Here is a 20,778-nt window from a genome sequence, read left to right as displayed (position 1 = left end):
AGTGTTATAAAAGGGCACGGGTCTGCACGGAGAGCCTGGATACGGGTTTTTTCGTTTGTTTCTGAATTGACACCCTTTAAATCATGCTTTAGCATCAATTCCCTTTTGTCCATTCAATTCTCCATCTTATGACAAGATCTTCGTTGACTCAATCCAGTCTGCCACGATGGTGGTGCTTTGCGACAGCGTTTTCGACGGGTGCGGTAGTAATGGCGCTGGAAATTTTAGGAAGTCGACTTCTCGCGCCGGTTTTTGGCAGTTCGCTGTTTGTCTGGGGCGCGTTGATCGGGGTTGTACTTGCTGCCATGAGCAGTGGATATGCCGCTGGAGGCTGGCTGGCTGATCGTTATGCTCCGCAGCGGGTTTTGGCTGGGCTGTTGTTGCTGTCCGGCACTTGGACCTTGTTATTGGCATGGGTAGGGCAGCCCGTCGTTTTTGGAGTGGCCCAATGGATTCAGGATCCTCGCTGGGGGCCATGTTTTGCAGCCAGTGTGCTGTTGGCGGTTCCGGCATTTGGATTGAGCGGGGTTCTCCCGGCCCTTTTGCGTTTGGCTATCGGCGATATGGGGCATCTCGGACGTCATACCGGTGGCATGATTGCAGTTTCAACCATCGGAAGCCTCATCGGAACCTGGGGGACGTCCTTTTATCTTTTAACCTGGCTGGGTAGTGCTGCATTGGTCGCTATCCTTGGCGTAGTCCAGGTATGTCTTGGTCTATGGTGGACATTCAGAGTTGGAATACTCCAGCCGAGTCTCCAGGCCCTGCTTCTTGCGGGAGTAGCCGGAATGACTTGGATGGGGTTTCATCCGGTCAGCATTTTGCCACCGGCCATTTATCAGGAGGATAGCCCGTACCAACAGGTTAGAGTGAGTGAAAATGATTTATTCCGCTATCTCATTTTGGACAATACCTTCCACGCGGTGATGTGGAAAGCGACGCCGGAATCTCTTGCCTTGCCCTATAGCCAGGTCATGATGGGTGTGTTGCCAATTGTCGAGAATCCTAAGCGAGGATTGATTTTAGGCCATGGAGGAGGATCATTGGCAAAGTGGCTGGGGAAGAACTGGCCCGATTTGGAATTAGATGTGGTTGAAATGGACCCTTCTGTTGTCCGGGCCGCTGAACGGTATTTTGGTTATTCGGCACCGCCCAACCATCATGTGTATGTGGAAGACGCCCGCACGTTTTTACGAAACAATCCCTTCCAGTATGATGTGGTGTGGGTCGATGTATTTGCCAGGCATCTCATTCCGTTCCATGTGACGACTCAGGAATTCTTTGAGGAATTGCGGAAACATGTGCACCCTGAAGGCGCGGTTGCCGTTAATCTGGCGTCTTCCGATTCGCCCGCTAATGTTCGCCGTGCGCAAGCGGTGTTGACCACGATGCGCCTGGCATTTCCTGATGTGGTGTCCTACGGTGTCGCGGGCCCTGAATGGTTAGGTACAAAAAAAGGATCTGTGAACCTGATTTTTTTTGGTGGAAAACCTGTCTCCGTTATGCGTGATTCGAGCTTTTTGGATCTTCTGGTTCGTCAGATGAACCGTGATCGATTTCCACCCGAGGGGTTGGCATTTTTCATGTCACAGGAGCCGGTCCTCCTCGCTCCTGGCCAGATTCTGACCGATGATTTCTCCCCGCTAGATTTACTTCAAGGGGAAGGGTAAGTATCACTGTCGCTTCGGGTTAGCAGGGCCCTTCCTTCATTCATGAAAAGAAAACCACAATAATAAGATACCTCTCCGCATGGTGAGGAGAGTTTCACGAGAAAGGTGACCAGTTCCTGGTTGTTACGGTGGGAATTATCCGGGTATTGTTAAAAACGGAAAGAGGCCACCCTAACAAAAGAAGGGATCCACTCATGTGGCATCTGGGGTGGGCTGCTTTGGCCTTTTTGATCGCAAAAAGTTATTTTGGCTTAGGCGGTTTTCACTCCCCCCGTGCGCCAGGTGTCTGTATCTCCAACATTAGGTGAATACCAGAATTGCTGGTTTGAGCCATCCACCCATAGCTTGATCCTAGCCGTCTGGAAGGGCTGTTGCTCCCATTCTGATCCTGAAGACAAGGATTGTCGTGGAGACAGGCAATCGAAGGAGATGACAATTTGTTCAAGAGGTATGGGGCCTAGATCCTAGATATAATCCTAGTTTTAACAGACAGCCGCTGGCCAAAACTTGTAACGGATTTGTGGTAACTGAGCGCCGTCAAAATTCGGGAGATCATAAAGACATCGATCAACCACGGCTACCTCATCTTTGGTAAATTCGAAGACTTTTCGTGTTTTCCAAAATTTATCCAGCGTAAAATAGTCTCCTGTGGCCGGCTTCTCCGCTAGTGCAGCCTGTAGTGCTTTGAAGGCTGCGGTATCAGTTCCTGGGATACGTCCGTTGTTGCGGGTAATGCACCATTTTATGATTTCGGCTACCCCGTACATGCTTAGATCAATTTTCTGCTTTTCTTCGGCCATGATTTCCTCCTTACAGACAGACAAAAAGACAAGGGGTCTCTATAACATAATGAGAGTCGTGTCATCCAGTGGGCTATGGCCTCCCTTTTCAAAATTGTCTCCGGCAAAATTTTTTTAGCTTGTTAGAGGAAAGGATTTTCTCTTACTCCTAGCCGGTTTTACATCATTTGGGAAAATCCGTATACTCGAGGCGCTGAGCATGGTTTATCCTGCGTCTATATTTGCACCCTCTCAACCCACATAAACTGGAGAAAGGCAAGAAGAATTGTATTCCAGTCAAACTTTGTGGGCTCGGCTTGTTATTCCTCTGGGCATTTTGGGCCTGCTGTCTCTGTTCGGTTGTCCTACGCGTGAGGAGTACCATCCTCCTGATCTGATTTATCATTATTTGGACATTCCGGTCGGTAAAAACCCTACCTCAATCCATGCCAGTGATTTTAACGGCGATGGATTTACGGATTTGATCACTAGCAATATTCAGGGAAATTCCCTGTCACTGCTTCTAGGAAAGGGGGACGGGAGTTTTCAGGACCAAAAAACGATTTCTGCCTGTCAGGAGCCCAGGAATGTAGCTGTGGATGATTTTAATCTTGACCACGTTCCGGATTTCGTTGTGGCGTGCTCCGGGGATAATCATGCTCTGGTGTTTTTGGGACAAGGCGACGGTACTTTTTTGCGTGGAGCCCAATACCTGGTTCACCGTACGCCAGTGAGTATCGCCACAGGAGATTTTAATGAAGATTTTCTTCCTGATTTAGCAGTGGCCCTTCGCAACGACAAAATCCAAATCCTGTTGGGTATGGGGAACGGAAAATTTCGGTTGGGACCGTTATATGAATATGGAGATACGCCTACTTCTGTGGCCACCGAGGATTTGAATGGGGATAAACATTTGGATTTGGCCGTGACCAATGGAGGGCCGATGAGTCATGCGGTGTCGATCTGGCTGGGTTTGGGGGATGGCACTTTCCAGGCTCCAACTGACTATCGAACTGGCAAACGGCCATTGGGGGTCTCCTTTGGAGATTTCAACACTGATCGAGCCATAGATCTTCTTGTGATTAACGGTGAAATGAACACGATTACCGTGTTTTTAGGAAATGGGGATGGGACTTTTCAAGAGGGAAGGGAATCGGGGGGTGATGCCGGTCCAAATTTTGGAGTGGCGCAGGATTTTGACGGCGACAAAGTGCCGGATGTGGCTGTAGCCAATATTCAATCCGGAAGTATTTCGTTGTTATTTGGAAAGGGCGATGGGACCTTTCATTATCCTCCAAGAGATTATCCCACTCCGCATGCCCCCTTTGCATTAACCACCCTATCGATTGCAACCGGTCGAGGGGAAGAACCGGGATTGGCGGTCGTGAATAATGCTTCAAGTAATGTCTCTATTTTTTTACATCATGGGTTAAATATCCGGAAAGGCCAATCTCCGGCCACTCCATCTTGAACACTTCTTCAAATATGATTTTCTTGACACCCGATTTCTGCAATGTTTACAGTTACTTTGCCTTTCAGAAAGAGGCGTAACGCCAGTCCAAAGCGTGATTCAGCCTTGTGAGGAGAATGTGCGAACTTTTGGCTGGTGGTTTGGAATGGGGTCTCTCTTGACCTTAGCTGTCTTGCTTGTTCAGGGAGGCATGAGAGATCTGATTTATGGTTCATCATATTCTGGGACATGGGAAGGGATACTTTCCATGGGACTGACGGTTTTGGGAGGTGGAGTTCTTGCGGGTTGTGTGGCGGTGATTCTAAATCGACTTCGCTAGATAACTCGAAAGCTTCAAAAAAAAGGTTGAAAGGGGCTGTAGTCTTTTTGGGCTTCGGGGTTGACGAGGGAAAAGTGGTGAGATGGTCCTATCCGCCCATCGTGAGTCTCTTATCCGAAAGTAGGTCTGTATTGATATGACGTGTCTCAGATGCCAAGGAACCATGCTGGTTGAACGTCAGTACACCCTAGTGTCACGCCGGTTCAATGCAAAATGTATCAATTGCGGATTTTGGTTTGATTTAGCAGATGTGTTGCGCTTTTTTAAGCGGGTTCTTGAAAGCGGCTACAACGGTCAAAAAATCCGCGAAACCCTCTAGCCTGTCTAAGGCCTCCCACCGTCCTTTCAACTCTGTAACTCAAAAAAAATAGACACGATTGGGTACCTGTCGGTTTCCTATGGGATGGTAAACATCTGAGTGAATTCTGAGGATTGCCGTGGGGGTATTGGATTTGTATTTCTGAGGGCATCACTTAATTGTCTTGGTTTCAGGAATAACACTCCTTTGCTCTCCCAATATCTGATTCAACATTATGATCACAATTTTTGATCAAGAATTTCATGGCCTTTGCCCTTGGCCAATACCCCAATATTCCTGTGAGGCCAAAACGTGTGGTTCCTTAAAAAAGGAACTTTTTTAATTAACCTTTAGCTAACTCCTTAAGAGTGGTGCGGATGAGGTCTTCGAGTTCGTAAGCTTCGTCCAATTTGGCCGTTGCGAGATTCATGGCATTTTTGACCTCTGGGGCGCGATATCCCAAATTGATGAGGGCGGAGGCGGCTTCTTCCCGGAGAAAGTTGGTGGATTGGGTCGGGGCTGGTGAGGGTTTGTGGGAACCCGGAAGCATGATCCGTTGGGTTTTGTCTTTTAACTCCAGAATGATTCGACTTGCCGATTTTTTCCCGACTCCGGGAATGGAGCCTAGGGTTTCAAGGTCACCGGTTTCAATAGCTGTACACAAATCAGGGATGGAAAGGGTCGATAACGCACTCAAGGCGAGTTTCGGTCCGATGCCGCTGATGGTGGTAAGCAGTGAAAAAGCTTGTTTCTCTTCCATGGTGGAAAATCCAAAAAGCTGAATGGTGTCATTCCGCAGGTGGGTGGAGACAAAAACCTGCACTGTGGAATTGATTTCAGGAAGGCTGAAATACGTGGAAAGGGCAATAAACACATGATAGCCCACGCCCTGTACAGAAATTACAGCCTCCTGCGGGGTTTTTGAGAAAAGGGTTCCTGACAGGGAGGCGATCATGATTGTGCGAAACTCAAACTTTCTGCAAATCGTGAAGGGATTTCAAAGACTGTGAAGGGGCAGAGTAGAAATTATTAAGGAGAATGCCAAGGAAGAGCAGAGTGGAACCCGGAAGGCAGAGAGCCTGCCCGAGATTGGCGCTCATAACGACGCTCTGTTTGTTTGAGTCAGGGGTTGTGAACTTTTGAGCCGAATTGGTCGAGACGGATCTGAAAGGCTGGATAAACCCAGCGTTTCCCCAATAGGTCAGTCGAGCGGTGGACGGCCTCCTAGGCACTTTCGGCAGCCATTTTCTCCATCAATTCGTCAGATATCTCAAAGTTGGCATGGACCTTGGACACGTCTTCGTTCTCCTCTAGGAGATCCATGAGTTTTAAGGCTTGCTCTGCATCTCTGCCTTCAAGTTGAATATGGTTTTGTGCAATAAAGGTCAGCTCGGACAGACTGGTTTCAATCTGAGCCTTCTGTATGGCTTCCTTGACGGCTTCGAAATTTGCCGGTTCCGAAATGACCTCAAATCCTGTGGGAGTTTGTTTTACGTCTTCAGCTCCGGCTTCCAGTGCCAGCTCGAAAAGTTGGTCTTCAGTCACCCCCTGGTTCTCGATGACCAGTAACCCCTTTTTTTGAAATTGCCAGGCGACGGCGCCGGCTTCGGCCATCGTCCCATTATTTTTGGTGAGAATATTTCGAACTTCGGCTACCGTTCGATTACGTTTGTCGGTCGAGATTTCGAGAAGGAGTGCCGTGCCTCCTGGTCCATAGCCCTCCAACATAAACTCTTCGAATTGCATTCCCGGAAGTTCTCCGGTACCTCGCTGAATAGCCCGTTTGACCGTATCGGCAGGCATATTCACTTCTTTGGATTTCGCAATAGCTTGGCGTAAGGCCGGATTGCCGTCGGGATCGCCCCCGCTACGAGCGGCAATGGAAATTTCACGGATCACGCGCGTGAAAATTTTCCCCCGCTTGGCGTCTTGTGCACCTTTGTGGCGCTTAATTGTTGACCAATGACTATGTCCACCCATGCTCGCGATCCATTTCCTACAGTTTAAGTCAGCGAAAATATCGAAATGCGCCCCCGCGTGGGCTTCTATCACAGTAATTGAAAGGGAGTCAATGCATGTGGCTATGGCCGTTTGAGTGGTTTGGAATGGCGCGCAAGGTGGATAGTTGTTGTCCTGAAGAGTCAGCAAGCTATATTCTGAGCAATTGATTTTCTTCTTTATCCGGTGTTAAGGAAACTGGTCATGCGCATTGTGTTTATGGGCACCCCGGCCTTTGCGGTTCCAACGCTTCAGCAGTTATTGCAGACAGAATTTTCCGTCGTCGGTGTCGTGTGCCAGCCTGACCGACCGAGTGGGCGTGGGAAGAAAGTTCAAGTGGGGCCGGTAAAGGCACTGGCATTGTCACAAAATATCCCGGTGGTGCAGCCTGAAAAAATGAAGGATCCCAAATTGCTTGAAACTCTTCGAGCATGGGAGCCTGAAGTGGTGGTGGTTGCTGCGTTTGGCCGGATTTTGCCAAAACCCATTCTTGATCTTCCCCCGAAAGGATGCCTGAATGTTCATGGTTCCCTTCTCCCGAAATATCGGGGGGCTGCTCCCATTCAATGGGCTGTAATCCAGGGAGAGGAGAAGACCGGGGTTACCATTATGCTTATGGACCAAGGAATGGATACGGGGGCCATTCTTCAACAGGAAGAAATTTCTATTGGTCCGGACGAAACCTCAGGAGAGTTAGTTCCACGAATGGCTCAGGTTGGCGGAGCCCTACTGGTCAGGACTCTGCGTGGATGGGTTGCGGGCACAATACCGCCTATTCCCCAAAATGATTCAGCGGCCACTATGGCGCCCCTCTTAACCAAAGAAGATGGGTTGATGTATTGGGATCGGCCGGCGCGAACCCTTGCCAATCGCATTCGCGGGCTGTCGCCCTGGCCAGGTGTGTATACTTTCCTGGAGGGCGAACGATGGGGGATTTGGAAAGTTCAGATTGAAGATCAGGAGCCAGGTATCCGGCATCCTGCCCCTGACATTTCTCAGGCCCCAGGCACTATTACTGCCGTCACGAAACAGGCCATCCGTGTTCAAACTGGTCAGGGAAGTTTGAATCTTTTGGAGATTCAACCTGAAAATAAAAAACGCATGCAGGTTTCCGACTATGTAGCCGGGCATCGAGTTACCATCGGCATGACCTTTTCAATGGGGAAGCAGGACGATTGTGCGGTGTAATTGCGTGGTAAAAATGTGTGGGACCGGAAGGTTCTGGTATCAGGCGTTTTCGTATGACCTGTTTTGATGGAAAAGGATACTATGATGACTGATCAGACATCAGAACTATTGGCCTATATACAGAGCCAAATAGAGGAAATCACGACTATTCACGCACAGGCGGAGAAGGCCCTCAATGCGGTGCAGGGGAAAGACCACGTCACCAAATGGAAGAGAAAAGTGATTAATGGTCTAGAGCCCTACGTGAGCGAGGCATATCTTCAGCACATTACCAAGGAATGGTTGGAGACCACCTATTTTGTGGGCGATGTGTTTGATGAATTAGCCGATGAAGTGGACATGTGCCGTCGGCATCTTAAGAAGTTAGTTAAGGATATTCAGACTACCGGTATACCCTGATGCCTCCTTCCTATATGAAGCGCCGGTTTGACCCTTTTCATTTTCTTCCCTGCCTATAATGGCACCCCTCCCTCCTTATCCGCGCAAACGGCTCGGTCAGCATTTCCTTATTGACCAAAATTTGCTCCGAAAAATTATTCATCTGGCGGACCTCCAGCCTGATGATTATGTCTGTGAAATTGGACCGGGTGGCGGGGCGTTGACCAGATTGTTGTGCCAATCGGCGAAGCAGGTGTTAGCCTTGGAAGTCGATCCTCGGATGGTAGTTTTTTTGAAGGAAGAATTTGCTGAGTATTCGAACCTTGATATTCAGGAGCATGATGCGCTTCGCTTTTCCTTTGATCAACTCCCAGAACCTGCCGTGGTGGTAGCTAATCTGCCCTATAACATTTCAACCCCCATCATGTTTCGGTTGTTAGAAGCCCGGCCCAGGATCCGTCGAATGGTCTTAACCGTACAACTGGAAGTTGCCAAGCGGTTAACCGCCCGGCCCAATACTAAAGATTATGGAGTGCTATCCGTCATGGCGCAACGCCTGGCTGATGTCCGTTTCGGTTTCCCGGTGTCTCGGAAATGCTTTCGCCCCGTTCCTGATGTCGATTCGGGAGTGGTACGATTGGATATTTCTGTTCATCAGACTTATTCTACTCAAGAAGCAGAGGCATTTGCTTTAGTGGTGCGGGCAGCATTTGCGCAACGCCGAAAAACTCTTCTCAACGCACTACGAGGAGCAGGTTTTTCTTTGACCTGCCTAGAAAGTGCTCAAGAGCGCACAGGCATCCCATTAACTAGGCGAGCAGAAACGCTTTCAGTGGGGGAGTTTCAGCAATTAAGTGAAGCTCTCAATGACCCAATGCTGCCCTCCGCTTCGTAACATCTACAGGACTTTGTATAATCTAGTCATATGCGTAAGGGTTGTTTGCTCGATAGAAACACTTATGGTAGGATTTTTTGATGAGTGTCTTCCCTAGTTCAAAGAGCAAGCCAACTAAAGACCAACCTAAGGGATTTTCTGTCTTAACCACACAAGTTGTAGGAATTTTAGTCGCGACTTTGGGCATTCTGGGGCTGCTCAGCCTAGCCACATTTTCTCCTTCCGACCCGATCCTTTTTGCCGAGCAACCTTCCTCAAATTCAATTCCCGAAAATGCTGTAGGTCTGATTGGGGCTACTCTCGCGTTTTCCCTCCTTACTATGGCGGGAGGGGGGGCTTATGTGGTGCCCTGCTTGCTCATCGTGTTGGGTTTAAGCGTCCTATGGGGCGAAAAACTTCGTATAACGTCAGGCAGTCTTCTGGGATCGCTGCTTGGTGTTCTATCTTTCAGCGCACTGCTACATCTTCGGTTTTCAGCCGGGCCTCAAGTATCTGAGATGGATGTCTTAGGGGTAAGCCAGGGTGGAGTCATGGGGCAGTGGGTAGCGGCCGGACTCGGGTCCTATCTGGCGGTCACCGGTGCCACGATCATATTGGCGGCCCTGTTACTGATTGCCTTTCTTTTGCTTGTGCCGGTATCGATTGGGCAAATTGTCCGAACTCTCTTGAATTTTATGGGGCGCCTCAAAAATACCGTGGTGGAATCGGTGAGAGAACGAGACTGGTGGGTCTCGGACTCCCAACCAAAAATGAATAAATCAATTCGAATTAATCGTCAATTGGCTGCACGTGGTGGTATTGGTGCGCTGGTATTGGAAACTTTGGAGCCCAAGTCTAAATCATCCAAGATGAAAAGAGATGATTTGCCAGCCACAATTGAGATAGCCTCTACTCTTCCATTTATTGAGGAAGTCGACGACAGCTTTATCTCTCGCACGAAAATTTCCAAGTCCTATCAAATGCCTTCCCCCACCGACCTGCTGGATACCCATGCTGCGCGGGCGGCTCATCAGACTGATGCGGTGTTGAAATCTCAGTCCGAAGTTCTTGTGAACACCTTGGCAAGTTTTGGGATTGAGGGGGGCGTCACGGATGTGCATCCCGGACCGGTGATTACCATGTATGAGTTTGCTCCCGGTCCCGGCATTAAGGTCGCCCGTATTGTGAATTTGGCTGATGACCTGGCCATGGCCCTAAAAGCATTAAAAGTTCGAGTAGTGGCTCCTCTCCCAGGGAAATCCACCGTAGGTATTGAAGTGCCCAATCCTCAGCGGGAAACGGTTGGATTGAAAGAGATGTTGACATCAGAAACCTTCACGCGGGCCCGCTCAAAGCTGGCATTGGCCTTAGGGAAAGATATCTTTGGGCGACCGGTTGTGACGGATCTCCGTACCATGCCCCATTTGTTGGTAGCGGGCGCTACGGGGTCCGGGAAGAGTGTGGGGTTGAATTGCTTGTTATTGAATATCCTTTTTACCGCCCATCCCGATGAAGTAAAACTCCTGTTAATTGATCCCAAAGTGTTGGAATTGCAGGTGTACGATGGGATTCCCCACCTCATTCGCCCGGTCATCACAAATCCCAAGGAGGCTGCTCGTGGGCTTGGGTGGGTCGTACAAGAAATGGAGCGTCGTTACCAGGTGTTAGCGGAATTGGGGGTTCGAAATATTGATGCTTATAATAAAAAGGTTACCGATTCTCAAAAGACCGGTTCTCCACTTCAGACTGTGAAGAAGCTGAGCAAAGGCCAATCGATGAATGTGGAGGAAGGGGCACCCCTGTTGGAGTCTTCACATGAAGAGCGGGTTCTGTTGCCCTACATTGTTGTGGTCATTGATGAGTTTGCCGATCTAATTATGGTGGCTCCTAAGGATATTGAAGATCGCATAGCCCGACTTGCTCAGATGGCCCGTGCATCAGGCATTCATCTTGTTTTGGCGACTCAAAGACCATCAGTTGACGTCGTGACCGGATTGATCAAGGCTAATTTTCCTGCACGTATCGCTTATCAGGTTTCTTCCAAAATTGATTCCCGGACCATTTTAGATGCAAATGGAGCAGAAAGTCTTTTGGGAAAAGGTGATATGCTGTTTTTGTCCTCGGGCACCGGTGGAATAAACCGACTGCACGGTCCTTATGTCTCGGATGAGGAAGTGCGGGGGGTAGTGGAATGGGTGAAATCTCAAGCCACTCCCGTCTATGACCCTATGGCCTTAGAGTCCGTTCAAGAACCCTCGGTGGATGAGCAGGATCGCGATGAGACCTATGAGCGAGCAAGAGAATTGGTAATGACCACAGGGCAAGCCTCGGCCTCGTTTATCCAGCGTCGCTTGCGTGTGGGGTATCCCCGAGCAGCCCGGATGATTGAGCAAATGGAGGAGGAAGGTCTGGTGAGCGCTCCAGGGCGTGATGGGAGACGAGAGGTCCTCGCTCGAAGTACGGCTATCGCGGAGATAGGATGATGTTACTGCTGTTCCTGCGAGGGGCCATCTTTCTAGGCATTGCTTGCTTTATGATGCCTGTATTCGACGCCTCGGCTGCATCGGTATCCGTTACGCAGGAAATTGTTAAGAAAGTCGATGCTCGTTATGCTCAGACCAAAGATTTGCAAGCTGACTTTGTTCAGGAAACCATTCTTGAGGGGTTTACGACGGGGTTTACGTCTTCAGGGCGGCTCTATTTAAAAAAACCTGGATTGCTTCGATGGGATTATCTTCACCCATCGGAAGAGCAGATTTATGTGAATGGTGATCAGGTGATGATGTATGTCCCTGAGCATCAGCAGGTGGTCAAAGGGGTCCTTACGCAAATGGCTGCGTCCAAGGGGCCCCTAGCTCTTCTTCAGGGGGCAGGAAATCTCTCTCAGCAATTTACGATTCTGGAATCCGCAGATGGCTCGAAGGATAATGAAAAGTTCCCAAGTCTCACCCTGGTCCCTAAGCCTGTCGACCAAACCCCACCAACTATCAAGAAGATTGTGCTCAAACTCTTTCCTGATACGTATTTTATTCAGGGTATTACCTTGTTTGAGGTGAGCGGGAATATCTCCCACGTGATGTTTGACCATATTCAGGCGAATACGGGCCTTCCGTCCAGTCAGCTGACTTTCGATGTCCCGCCGGATGTGGTGGTGGTCGAATTACCCTGATTTCAACAATTAGGTCTGTCGTTTTTAGATGGAGTTCTCTGATAAGGAAAAGGTGGAAAGAAATGGCTGAACGCATCTTGGTTGTGGATGACGACAAGGGAGTTCGGGAAGCCTTGTCAGAGTTCTTACTATCGTTGGGTTATACCGTCGTCATGGCCGAAAATGGAGAAGAGGCCTTGAATCAATATCGGAAGGGTGACTTTGACGTGATAATGGCGGACTTGATTATGCCCAATATGGATGGGATGGAGTTGTTGAGGCGTATTCGGGACGTCAAAAATGATGAGGTGATTTTTCTGATGATCACTGGACATCCTTCCATTGGCACAGCTGTGGAGGCTATTAATCGTGGGGCCGATGATTATATTACCAAACCCTTTCATCTCGAGGACGTCAGGTTGCGGATATCGAAAGCGTTGGAAAAACAAACCTTAAAAGGCCGCTTAAAAACAGCGCAAGGCTTGGCCTGGGGTTTAATGTTGTCCATACCTCTTTGGCTTTTATTGGGAATTATTCTGGTTATCTTGTTTAAAGGATAAGTCGCTGTTTCTTCCAGTGGTTTTTGTGTGGTCATGGCTCAATCGCCAATCCCAAATTCATTGTGAGCCTGTTGTCGTGGTTCATGCGGGTTTTACTGTGTGTTTTGGGTATTGTGGTGTTCAGTGCAACCTCTCTTCAGGCCATTGGCGGCCACATCACTGAAGATCCCACCAAAATTTTACTGAAATATCTTTCCCTCGATAAAAAAGGCGTTCGGTTGGAGGCGCATTCCTGGCAGGTGGTGAGGCCCTTTGTGGCTTGGCTGGAAGAGCCGGTCTGGGGGCATGTCGTCGTGATTTCTCGGTATGAGGTGGTGGATGATGTGTCGCAATGGGAAGTTATTAATGGGTTAGAGGCAAGAATTCCCGTAATTTTTGAGGTGTTAGGAACGATGCACTGGGAAGGCGTAACGTTTGTGACCAGTCCACACCGTGAAATACAATATTTCCATCTGAAGGCGGTTGGGGACCGGTGGCAAATTGTTGGACCTCAATTGCCTCCCCATGTGGGCCGTCAACGTCTCGTCGATTTTGTTCGTTGGGCGGAGTTAAATGAATCTGAGCCGGAAAGAAAATTTCTGCTCAATTCTTTGAAACTACAATTAGAGCTTACAAATGAGAAAGATGCTCAGAAATGACTACATGGCGTGCGGAAGTGCTGTTTTTTGATTTTGACGGAACTTTGATCGATTCGAAAATAGATATTGCCACCTCGGTAAACCTGACGCTGAGGGATTTGGGATTGGCCTTACGAACACGGGAGGAAATCTTTAGCTTTGTGGGTGATGGAGTGAAGCGGCTATTGCGGTTATCGGTGGGGGAAGAAAACCTTGATCAATATGAAAAAGCCTTGGAGATTTTTCGAAAACATTATTTAGAGCATTGCGTGGAAACCACACGGTTTTATCCCGGGATTTGGGAAGTGCTTCATCATTATCAGGACCGAAGAAAAGCTATTGTGACTAATAAATCCTTAGAGTATACGCTTTCAATTGTGGATGGGTTACATGCACAGGATCTCTTTCATCATGTCGAAGCTCCTCGGGATACGATGGAATTGAAGCCCGAGCCTGTGATGTTGTTGCGGGCACTTGAGGGATTGGGCGTCGATCCCTCTGAGACGGTGATGATTGGGGATAGTACGAATGATGTTCGAGCAGCCCAGGCGGCGGGCATTCGAGCTTGTGCCGTGGGGTATGGGTATGGGAATCGAGAAAAAGTCGCAGCATTACGGCCTGACTTTTATTGTGAAAATCCGAAAGATCTTCTTGGGCTGTTTTAATTCCTCCTCCCTCTATTGAATTTTTTTCGAGTGACGGCACCCGGTAAAAGGAGCTTGGCACCCCGTGATTTTTTTAGTTGTGGCTGCCCCGGGAATTCTTTTATGATCCATCGAGAATTTTGATGGCGAGGAACATTTTTGAATATTAACCACGAGAAGAGGTCTTGATGGCGCAGCCGGTTGTTACCTGTTTGGATATGGAAGGGGTGTTATTTCCTGAGATCTGGCTAGCTTTGGCGGATAAAGTTGGTATCCAAGAGCTACGTCTGACCACCAGGGACGTTGCGGACTATGATGTCTTAATGAAAAAACGACTGGAAGTCCTGAAAGTGCATCGGATTACTCTTCGGGATATTCAGGAGGTTGCCAGTACGATTTCTCCCCTCCCTGGTGTTCCTGATTTTATCGGGTGGCTGCGTGAACGATGTCAAATCATTATATTGTCGGACACGTATTATGAGTTTGTCGGACCACTTATGAAGAAGCTCGAATTCCCTACGATTTTTTGCCATACCTTGGGAGTTGATTCCCATGGGTTTATCACGGATTATTTCTTACGCCAACATGATCAAAAGCGACATGCTGTCAGTGCGTTAAAAGGGATCGGTTTCAGAGTGTTGGCGGGAGGAGACTCCTATAATGATGTTTCAATGTTAAAGGAGGCCGACGCCGGATTTTTTTTCTGTCCACCTGATTCGATTGTCCAGGAATTTCCCCAATTCCCGGTAGCTCGCTCGTATGCAGAATTCCAGGAACACATTGGTCGGGCAGGCGGCTTCCCTTCCTGACGTGGTCATGCTGAGATAGGCTTGAATTCCTTTCCCCCTGTTTTCGTTCAAGAGGCCTCTGGCTAATGCCAAAATTTATGGAGGTTTTTCTGAGAGAAAACCATTGTTGCGTTTCCGAATTGTACTTGTTAGATGTATGGCGTTTTATAGGTGGGTGAAGAAAAGTCCTGATGATAAAGGGAAAAAAGTGTCAAAGAATCATTTTTTGAAGAAAAGAGATGTAATCCTCAAAAAATTTCCGGAAAATTTTTCTGGATCCTCTGGGACTGTTGGCTGCAAATTTTTTATCCCAAGAGCACTGACAAACTTGAAAGGAGCATTTACATGAGGGTCTCTCGCATTCGCCTGTCTCTATTGGTAACAGCAATTCTCTGTCTCACTACCCTAACGGGCTGTCTTGGGAAACGGGAATGGCAATACCCCCCAGCCTCTACGGGGTCATTTCTGAGTGAAAAAGCCGCCGCCCCCATCCCGGCTAAAGCCATTGTTCTGCCCTTAGAAGATTTGAGGGGAAATGAGGTAAAAGAGGAATATTGGAAGGCCGCTATCCCTCTGGTTCCTTATGGGGACACTCGATATCAACGCCCTGAGGCCGCACCAAACCCTGAGGAGGTCGATGTCGTCAAATTTGATCCGACTAATGATCTTGCTCAATCCATTGTTGCGGAATTAAAGCATGCAGCAATTTTTTCCTCGGTTAGTTTTGCCAAAGACGAAGGGCAACAGCCAGCGGATGTGGCCTTTCGAGGTCGTCTCCGCTCTACTGACTGGAACCGTCGATTGTACTCGTATCTATTAGCTCCCGTGGGAGTGGTTTTTTGGATGTTAGGTCTTCCCATGAGTGAAACCACCACTGCTCTTGAGCTTGATCTTCGATTAACACCCATAAATGATCCGTCGCAGGTGTTATGGAATATGACAATGGAATTTGAAGGGAAGCAGCTTGATGGACCATATTATGGTCTTGAGAATGCTGTCGAAAGTTATCCTGAGGCCATGCAAGAAGCCTTAAAACCCGCAATTGCAGATTTAATCGGCTTGGCCAACGAGGACCCAACCCGGCTAATGCCACGCTAAGTGATTGAATTTATTGTCATGTGAAGAATCGTAAAAAATTATGAAATATCTGGTTGATATTTAGTAAGCAGAAGATTATTTTAAACTTCAGGAGCTGAAAAAACGGCCGATAATGATTAGGAAACACTGATATCTTGCAAGGACGTTCGTTGTTGTCTCTCATGAATTCATGAGATCTTTTTCTTTCATGCAAGATTTCAAGCACTTGGTGCTATGTTTAAATGGAAGAAATCGTTGTAATGGTGACGGTAGGTTCCGAAGGAGAGGCTGTAAATCTGTCAAGGATGTTAGTGAAGAACGGATTGGCCGCATGCGTTAATATCATCCCGGGCGTGCGATCAATTTTCCAATGGGATGGGCAAATTGCTGAGGAACAGGAATTTTTGCTATTGGCCAAAACTGTGAGACGGGCCTATGACCAATTGCTTTCAGCGGTGAAAGCCCATCATAGTTATCAGGTTCCTGAAATCATTGCTCTCCCAATTCAGTTTGGGAGCGAAGAATATTTAGACTGGATTCGAGATGCAATTAAGATCGAATCGGTATGACTGGAGGGTACGGGCAAGGTGTTTTTGGGCCGAATGGTCATAAATAAAAACCTTAGATGCTCTTAATTTTATAATTTTGGTGAATTATGAAAGAGTCTGAAGATACGTTGACGGTCATAATCTTTCGTGGAGCCCGATCGAATCCCTGGCGCCTAAAATTCCGAAAATCTCTTGTGAAGTATGCAATGATTGTGGGGTTTGTGTTGCTGCTCGTTCAGGGTGGGGTTATTACGCATTATGTTTACCAGTGGAGCCAACTGAGTGAGTTAGGAGAAATAAAACAAGAATTAACGACCTCGCGTGCTCGAACCAGCAATTTTTCAACAGAAGTAGATGGAATGAAAAAGCGGATGTTGGTGTTGGAGACCCTCAATCGTAAGCTACAAACCATGTTTGGTCTTGAGGCGGATGAGATTCAGGGGTTGCCTTCTGGTCTGCCTGGTCAGGGAGGAGAGGAATTGCCTTATGAGGAGATGCCATACGATGGGTTACAGGAAGAGGGCTCCTCGGAGTTAAAGTCTTCAATTGAAAAAACCGGGATATCCCCAGAGGTCTCTGGTTCAAAATCAACCATGGATCGAAAAATAAGCGAGATTAAGGCTGGGCTAGAGTGGCTAAACCAACAAACTGAATTGGAAAGCCAAATTTTGGAAGAGCTTTCAGCCGCCGCTCAGCAAAAAGCTGATCAATGGGCCTCCATCCCTTCCATCTGGCCGGTAAAAGGTGCTTTAACCTCAAAGTTTGGTCCACGGGTCTCCCCCTTTACAGGTAAAAAAGCTTTGCATGCAGGTATTGATATCGGTGCTCCTACTGGTACAGAAGTTCGTTCTCCTGCGGCAGGGAAAGTTGTTGTCGCCGCATATGATGGTCGGATGGGGAAATTTATTCGCATCGATCACGGATATGGCATTGAGACGACCTACGGGCATTTGTCAAAAATCCATGTGAAGTATGGTGACAAGGTTCGTAGAGGTGATCTTGTCGGGCTTGTGGGGAGCACGGGGAAGTTTTCAACTGGACCCCATCTTCACTATCAAGTGGCTGTGAACGATAGAGTTGTAGATCCTGTTCATTACATTTTGGATTAGCCTGCCCTGTCGGGCCTTGGAGATTTTTAGTCATCTGCCAGGCCTGATCGTGTTCTTGCTTCACTTCCACTTTCACCTTCCCTTGAAAATTCTGGGACAAAAGACCTAAGCTGTATGATTCGAGACTGGGTCTTCTTTTATAAAGGGTGGGCCTTCTTTTGTGTTGAATTATCAAAAAAAATTGCCTAAATTAGCACGGAAGGCGTCGAAGGAATTTTGGTTTGTGTGAAATTTTGGAAATGATTAAGACATTGCTGGAAATTTAATCCTATCGGATCGGTTAAATTGACAATAATTTGTTTTCTTTGTTAGTTTCTTGTTTTGCTGGGGTATTTTACCTAGCTTAAAGTTGGTTCAAAAAATTAATGGTAATGGTTACTTTTGCTTCTAACCAAGGAGGAGGCCCGATATGAGTCTCGATTATGTAAAATTCACGCCAGGTTTCGGAAAATTTATGCCCAAAGAATATAGGGATATGGTCGAGCATGGTCCATTTGGTAAGAAAACATCTGTTTCGCAAGTGGGAACGTTTAAAGAAATCTTAGAGGAACATCCTATGTGTGCGGGATGTGCGATGACCTTATTTATCCGTTTGGCTATTATTGCATTCCCTAATCCAGAAGACACGATTACAGTTGGTACTGCAGGATGCGGGCGTCTAGCCATTTCTCAGGCAGCTATCCCATTTGTTTATGGAAATTACGGCGATCAAAATGGGGTTGCAAGTGGGTTGTCACGTGGACTTCGCTTGAGGTTTGGAGATCGCCCCAAAGATGTTGTAGTGATGGCGGGAGATGGGGGAATGGCAGACATCGGCTTTGCTCAAACTTTACATTCGTGGTTTCGAAAAGAAAAATTTACGACCATCATGTTGGATAACGAAGTATATGGGAATACTGGCGGTCAAGAAAGTGGTATGACCAACAAGGGCCAGGTTTTAAAGATGGCACCCTTAGGGAAAAAATTTGAAAAGATGGATATGTTAGGAATGGCCAAGGTTGCAGGGTGTGCGTATGTGGCAACAGTGGTTCCCAACAACCCTAGAAGAGTAGAAAGTGTCATAAAGAAGGCCGTTTTGATTGCGCGAGAAGTAGGCCCAACATATATCCAAGCCTATACCTCATGTAATATTGAATATGCGATTCCAACAGATAAAGTGATGGAAGATGCCAAAGATGTCGAGAATGATCGTTATGCATTTTCTGAATATCTTACAGACGAAGCCAAGCAGTATTTAGGGGAATTGTATGGGTACAAAGAATATCTCCCGAAGCCTGCAGCTGCAGTAACAAAAGGGTAGTTGTCTCCCAGATATTTTGCGTGCTTGGTTGTGATGCTCTTAAAGGGATGAAAATGGAGGAGGTTGAAAATGGCTATTCGTTATAACATTCGTATGGCAGGCGTTGGTGGTCAGGGTGTGGTGACTGCATCCCATATTTTTAGCACAGCAGTCATCAATGCTGGGGGGGAGAGCACCATCGTTCCGTTTTATGGGTCTGAAAAGCGAATGGCTCCGGTAGAAAGTTATGTCCGTGTTTCAAATGAACCAATTTATGAAATTGGAGAAATTACCTTTCCCCATATCCTCATGGTCTTTCATCCACAGTGCATTACTCACGGAAAGAGCTACACAAATCCATTTTACTATGGGTTAAAAAAAGAGGGAGTCGTTCTTATCAATAGCAATACTCCAATGAATCTTGAACCGGATCAAGCGGCTGAATTGAAAGACCTGGGTGCCAAAATATATTACCTCCCAGCTACCCAAATGTCCCTGGATGTGGCAGGAATCGATTTAGCTACCAATATGGCTATGGTTGGAGCCATCGGCGCAATTACGGGACTCTCGACTATAGAGGCTACGGGTACAGCGGTAAAGGATCGATTTCTCGGAAAAGGATTTGTGGTATCAGGTGGAACTGCCGCACTGGATAGTGTGGTGGAAAGAAAATTCAAGAAAAAGGCAGAATTGATTGAGAAAAACCTAGCAGTTGTAAAAGCTGGGTGGGATTATGCGGTCGATAATGGGTGGACATTGGGAGCTTCCTCAATGGCTGACCAGACAACTAATGCCGCAAATAAAGCAGCTAAGGTTTCGGTCTAAAAAAGGAAATTGAAAGGGGTGAGGGATGTATCTTGTTGCAAATATAGATATAAACATATGCGCGGCAACCAGCTGTAAATTGTGCACACAGTACTGTCCGGAAGCCAATACGATTCAATATGATACGGAAGCGGGGAAGGACAGGGGCTTAAAGTATGGATCGGCCTATGTCGCCGTCGATCGTTGTAAGGGTTGTGCGCAATGCGTATGGGTGTGTGACAATATGGCGAAGCATCATGCCATTAAAATGGAAATGATCGATCAAATCGGGGATGCCGCACTCACTGAAAATATTTCTTATGTGGAAAAAAATACCAAAGCGGTCCTTGCCAACCCGCTAAGGGGATAATTTTAAAAGTTTTTCTATTTTTTAGCCTTTTCATATTCATCAATCGGAGTCTAACGTGGAATTAACGAAAGAGCTAGAAGAAGCAATCGTGGCACCAGGGCCACAAGGTTTTCATCCACCATCGGCTGCGGAGCTTGGTGTACTGACGCCTGAAGTCGGATTTGGTTTGAAATTTGGCCATGTAGTTGCGGAAGAGCTGGCAATGGAAGCCATGGCGCGTGCAATGTTGACTCGAAAGAATGCAACCATTTTCCCTGGTCCGATGGTGTTATGGAATTGGAATGATCATGCAGCGGAAAAGGCTAAGGCTGTATTAGAGCTTGCAGCTCAATTACCCGATGTGCTCGTCATCCCAATGCCGGATTATCGCCCCAAGTACCCGAAGGTTGAACCGGAGGAAGTGATCAACCCGAATCATCCCAATTTGACAATATGGGGGAATAAGATTGAAGCCTGTATTTTTATCGGGGTCCATTGTCACTACGCTAATCTGACACTCAAAATGATTCGCGCTGGAACCAATTGTTGGACATCTGCAATTTGTGCGGAACAAGGGCATGAGGATGCCATGTTCACGGTTCGAGATTCTGATGCTGCAAAGATCCGTCGGGTTGCGGCAGTGTTTAAGAGGGTCCGAGAAGAAATGGGGATAAAATTACCAGAAAATGGCAATAATGTTCGTTTTACTGGACTACAGTCAAAGGTCCATGGTGGCAAAACACACACCAATCCCCTGGATTTTAGTATTGAAAGCCCGGTTGATGGAAATGCGGCAGCGTTTGGTCATAAAGCAGAACATATGCAAAAGGAAGCATGAGTATATTCGTGAAATTTTATTTAAGTTATAGGGGGGTCAAAC

21 protein-coding genes are annotated in these 20,778 nt (G+C 47.5%); 18 read left to right on the top strand and 3 right to left on the bottom strand.

Annotated elements, in window-relative coordinates; all coding sequences use genetic code 11:
- Window positions 1-143: 143 nt before the first annotated feature.
- Window positions 144-1,670: a fused MFS/spermidine synthase gene (locus tag H6750_08115; protein ID MCB9774278.1), complete on the top strand. Its 1,527-nt coding sequence runs from the start codon at window positions 144-146 to the stop codon at window positions 1,668-1,670.
- A 482-nt stretch (window positions 1,671-2,152) separates the two neighbouring features.
- On the opposite strand, the gene H6750_08110 is transcribed toward H6750_08115, so the two are convergent.
- The gene (locus H6750_08110) at window positions 2,153-2,470 is read right to left on the bottom strand and encodes a hypothetical protein (GenBank protein ID MCB9774277.1); all 318 of its coding nucleotides are present in this window, start codon (window positions 2,468-2,470) and stop codon (window positions 2,153-2,155) included.
- A gap of 265 nt (window positions 2,471-2,735) precedes the next feature.
- Between H6750_08110 and H6750_08105 the strand changes: the two genes are divergently transcribed.
- Complete coding sequence (locus H6750_08105) at window positions 2,736-3,920, top strand: VCBS repeat-containing protein (protein ID MCB9774276.1); 1,185 nt, start codon at window positions 2,736-2,738, stop codon at window positions 3,918-3,920.
- A gap of 960 nt (window positions 3,921-4,880) precedes the next feature.
- Here the strand turns inward: H6750_08105 and ruvA are convergent.
- Both ruvA and H6750_08095 read right to left on the bottom strand, forming a co-directional pair.
- Complete coding sequence (gene ruvA / locus H6750_08100; protein ID MCB9774275.1) at window positions 4,881-5,492, bottom strand: Holliday junction branch migration protein RuvA; 612 nt, start codon at window positions 5,490-5,492, stop codon at window positions 4,881-4,883.
- A gap of 269 nt (window positions 5,493-5,761) precedes the next feature.
- Complete coding sequence (locus tag H6750_08095; protein ID MCB9774274.1) at window positions 5,762-6,517, bottom strand: YebC/PmpR family DNA-binding transcriptional regulator; 756 nt, start codon at window positions 6,515-6,517, stop codon at window positions 5,762-5,764.
- A 222-nt stretch (window positions 6,518-6,739) separates the two neighbouring features.
- Between H6750_08095 and H6750_08090 the strand changes: the two genes are divergently transcribed.
- The 16 genes from H6750_08090 to H6750_08015 all read left to right on the top strand — a co-directional run bounded on the left by H6750_08090 (window position 6,740) and on the right by H6750_08015 (window position 20,736).
- The gene (locus H6750_08090) at window positions 6,740-7,723 is read left to right on the top strand and encodes a methionyl-tRNA formyltransferase (protein MCB9774273.1); all 984 of its coding nucleotides are present in this window, start codon (window positions 6,740-6,742) and stop codon (window positions 7,721-7,723) included.
- Window positions 7,724-7,804: 81 nt separating this feature from the next.
- Window positions 7,805-8,122 (top strand): hypothetical protein, encoded by a 318-nt coding sequence (locus tag H6750_08085; GenBank protein MCB9774272.1) that lies wholly within the window; start codon window positions 7,805-7,807, stop codon window positions 8,120-8,122.
- 58 nt (window positions 8,123-8,180) lie between these two features.
- On the top strand, window positions 8,181-8,996 hold the full coding sequence (rsmA, locus tag H6750_08080) for a ribosomal RNA small subunit methyltransferase A (protein ID MCB9774271.1): 816 nt from the start codon (window positions 8,181-8,183) through the stop codon (window positions 8,994-8,996).
- 80 nt (window positions 8,997-9,076) lie between these two features.
- Window positions 9,077-11,458, top strand: a complete 2,382-nt coding sequence (locus tag H6750_08075; protein MCB9774270.1) for a DNA translocase FtsK 4TM domain-containing protein — start codon at window positions 9,077-9,079, stop codon at window positions 11,456-11,458.
- Entirely contained in the window at window positions 11,455-12,144 is a 690-nt protein-coding gene (locus tag H6750_08070) for an outer membrane lipoprotein carrier protein LolA (protein MCB9774269.1), read from the top strand. Before H6750_08075 ends, H6750_08070 begins: the two co-directional genes overlap by 4 nt.
- A 62-nt stretch (window positions 12,145-12,206) precedes the next feature.
- Window positions 12,207-12,683 carry a response regulator gene (locus H6750_08065; protein ID MCB9774268.1) on the top strand — a complete coding sequence of 159 codons (477 nt, stop codon included), beginning with the start codon at window positions 12,207-12,209 and terminating at the stop codon, window positions 12,681-12,683.
- Between the two features lie 83 nt (window positions 12,684-12,766).
- Window positions 12,767-13,321 (top strand): hypothetical protein, encoded by a 555-nt coding sequence (locus H6750_08060; GenBank protein ID MCB9774267.1) that lies wholly within the window; start codon window positions 12,767-12,769, stop codon window positions 13,319-13,321.
- Window positions 13,318-13,965: an HAD-IA family hydrolase gene (locus tag H6750_08055; protein ID MCB9774266.1), complete on the top strand. Its 648-nt coding sequence runs from the start codon at window positions 13,318-13,320 to the stop codon at window positions 13,963-13,965. Before H6750_08060 ends, H6750_08055 begins: the two co-directional genes overlap by 4 nt.
- 167 nt (window positions 13,966-14,132) lie before the next feature.
- The gene (thrH, locus tag H6750_08050; GenBank protein ID MCB9774265.1) at window positions 14,133-14,753 is read left to right on the top strand and encodes a bifunctional phosphoserine phosphatase/homoserine phosphotransferase ThrH; all 621 of its coding nucleotides are present in this window, start codon (window positions 14,133-14,135) and stop codon (window positions 14,751-14,753) included.
- A gap of 324 nt (window positions 14,754-15,077) precedes the next feature.
- Entirely contained in the window at window positions 15,078-15,830 is a 753-nt protein-coding gene (locus H6750_08045) for a hypothetical protein (protein ID MCB9774264.1), read from the top strand.
- A gap of 221 nt (window positions 15,831-16,051) precedes the next feature.
- Window positions 16,052-16,378 (top strand): divalent-cation tolerance protein CutA, encoded by a 327-nt coding sequence (locus tag H6750_08040; GenBank protein MCB9774263.1) that lies wholly within the window; start codon window positions 16,052-16,054, stop codon window positions 16,376-16,378.
- Between the two features lie 185 nt (window positions 16,379-16,563).
- On the top strand, window positions 16,564-17,466 hold the full coding sequence (locus tag H6750_08035) for a M23 family metallopeptidase (protein ID MCB9774262.1): 903 nt from the start codon (window positions 16,564-16,566) through the stop codon (window positions 17,464-17,466).
- Between the two features lie 409 nt (window positions 17,467-17,875).
- Window positions 17,876-18,766 (top strand): ferredoxin oxidoreductase, encoded by an 891-nt coding sequence (locus tag H6750_08030; protein MCB9774261.1) that lies wholly within the window; start codon window positions 17,876-17,878, stop codon window positions 18,764-18,766.
- Between the two features lie 69 nt (window positions 18,767-18,835).
- Complete coding sequence (locus H6750_08025; protein ID MCB9774260.1) at window positions 18,836-19,570, top strand: 2-oxoacid:acceptor oxidoreductase family protein; 735 nt, start codon at window positions 18,836-18,838, stop codon at window positions 19,568-19,570.
- 25 nt (window positions 19,571-19,595) lie between these two features.
- On the top strand, window positions 19,596-19,919 hold the full coding sequence (locus H6750_08020) for a pyruvate ferredoxin oxidoreductase (protein ID MCB9774259.1): 324 nt from the start codon (window positions 19,596-19,598) through the stop codon (window positions 19,917-19,919).
- Window positions 19,920-19,974: 55 nt separating this feature from the next.
- Entirely contained in the window at window positions 19,975-20,736 is a 762-nt protein-coding gene (locus tag H6750_08015; GenBank protein MCB9774258.1) for a 2-oxoglutarate:ferredoxin oxidoreductase, read from the top strand.
- Window positions 20,737-20,778: the final 42 nt, after the last annotated feature.

Source organism: Nitrospiraceae bacterium, assembly GCA_020632595.1.
Taxonomy (GTDB): Bacteria; Nitrospirota; Nitrospiria; order Nitrospirales; family UBA8639; genus Nitrospira_E.
The sequence above is the reverse complement of the archived record's forward strand: the minus strand, read 5'-3'. Positions and strand labels throughout refer to the sequence as shown.

Excerpts from the sequence above, each read along its gene's own strand:
- H6750_08110 (MCB9774277.1), bottom strand. The coding sequence starts at position 2,470 with ATGGCCGAAGAAAAGCAGAAAATTGATCTAAGCATGTACGGGGTAGCC.
- ruvA (MCB9774275.1), bottom strand. The coding sequence starts at position 5,492 with ATGATCGCCTCCCTGTCAGGAACCCTTTTCTCAAAAACCCCGCAGGAG.
- H6750_08095 (MCB9774274.1), bottom strand. The coding sequence starts at position 6,517 with ATGGGTGGACATAGTCATTGGTCAACAATTAAGCGCCACAAAGGTGCA.
- H6750_08090 (MCB9774273.1), top strand. The coding sequence starts at position 6,740 with ATGCGCATTGTGTTTATGGGCACCCCGGCCTTTGCGGTTCCAACGCTT.
- H6750_08085 (MCB9774272.1), top strand. The coding sequence starts at position 7,805 with ATGATGACTGATCAGACATCAGAACTATTGGCCTATATACAGAGCCAA.
- rsmA (MCB9774271.1), top strand. The coding sequence starts at position 8,181 with ATGGCACCCCTCCCTCCTTATCCGCGCAAACGGCTCGGTCAGCATTTC.
- H6750_08075 (MCB9774270.1), top strand. The coding sequence starts at position 9,077 with ATGAGTGTCTTCCCTAGTTCAAAGAGCAAGCCAACTAAAGACCAACCT.
- H6750_08070 (MCB9774269.1), top strand. The coding sequence starts at position 11,455 with ATGATGTTACTGCTGTTCCTGCGAGGGGCCATCTTTCTAGGCATTGCT.
- H6750_08065 (MCB9774268.1), top strand. The coding sequence starts at position 12,207 with ATGGCTGAACGCATCTTGGTTGTGGATGACGACAAGGGAGTTCGGGAA.
- H6750_08060 (MCB9774267.1), top strand. The coding sequence starts at position 12,767 with ATGCGGGTTTTACTGTGTGTTTTGGGTATTGTGGTGTTCAGTGCAACC.
- H6750_08055 (MCB9774266.1), top strand. The coding sequence starts at position 13,318 with ATGACTACATGGCGTGCGGAAGTGCTGTTTTTTGATTTTGACGGAACT.
- thrH (MCB9774265.1), top strand. The coding sequence starts at position 14,133 with ATGGCGCAGCCGGTTGTTACCTGTTTGGATATGGAAGGGGTGTTATTT.
- H6750_08045 (MCB9774264.1), top strand. The coding sequence starts at position 15,078 with ATGAGGGTCTCTCGCATTCGCCTGTCTCTATTGGTAACAGCAATTCTC.
- H6750_08040 (MCB9774263.1), top strand. The coding sequence starts at position 16,052 with ATGGAAGAAATCGTTGTAATGGTGACGGTAGGTTCCGAAGGAGAGGCT.
- H6750_08035 (MCB9774262.1), top strand. The coding sequence starts at position 16,564 with ATGATTGTGGGGTTTGTGTTGCTGCTCGTTCAGGGTGGGGTTATTACG.
- H6750_08030 (MCB9774261.1), top strand. The coding sequence starts at position 17,876 with ATGAGTCTCGATTATGTAAAATTCACGCCAGGTTTCGGAAAATTTATG.
- H6750_08025 (MCB9774260.1), top strand. The coding sequence starts at position 18,836 with ATGGCTATTCGTTATAACATTCGTATGGCAGGCGTTGGTGGTCAGGGT.
- H6750_08020 (MCB9774259.1), top strand. The coding sequence starts at position 19,596 with ATGTATCTTGTTGCAAATATAGATATAAACATATGCGCGGCAACCAGC.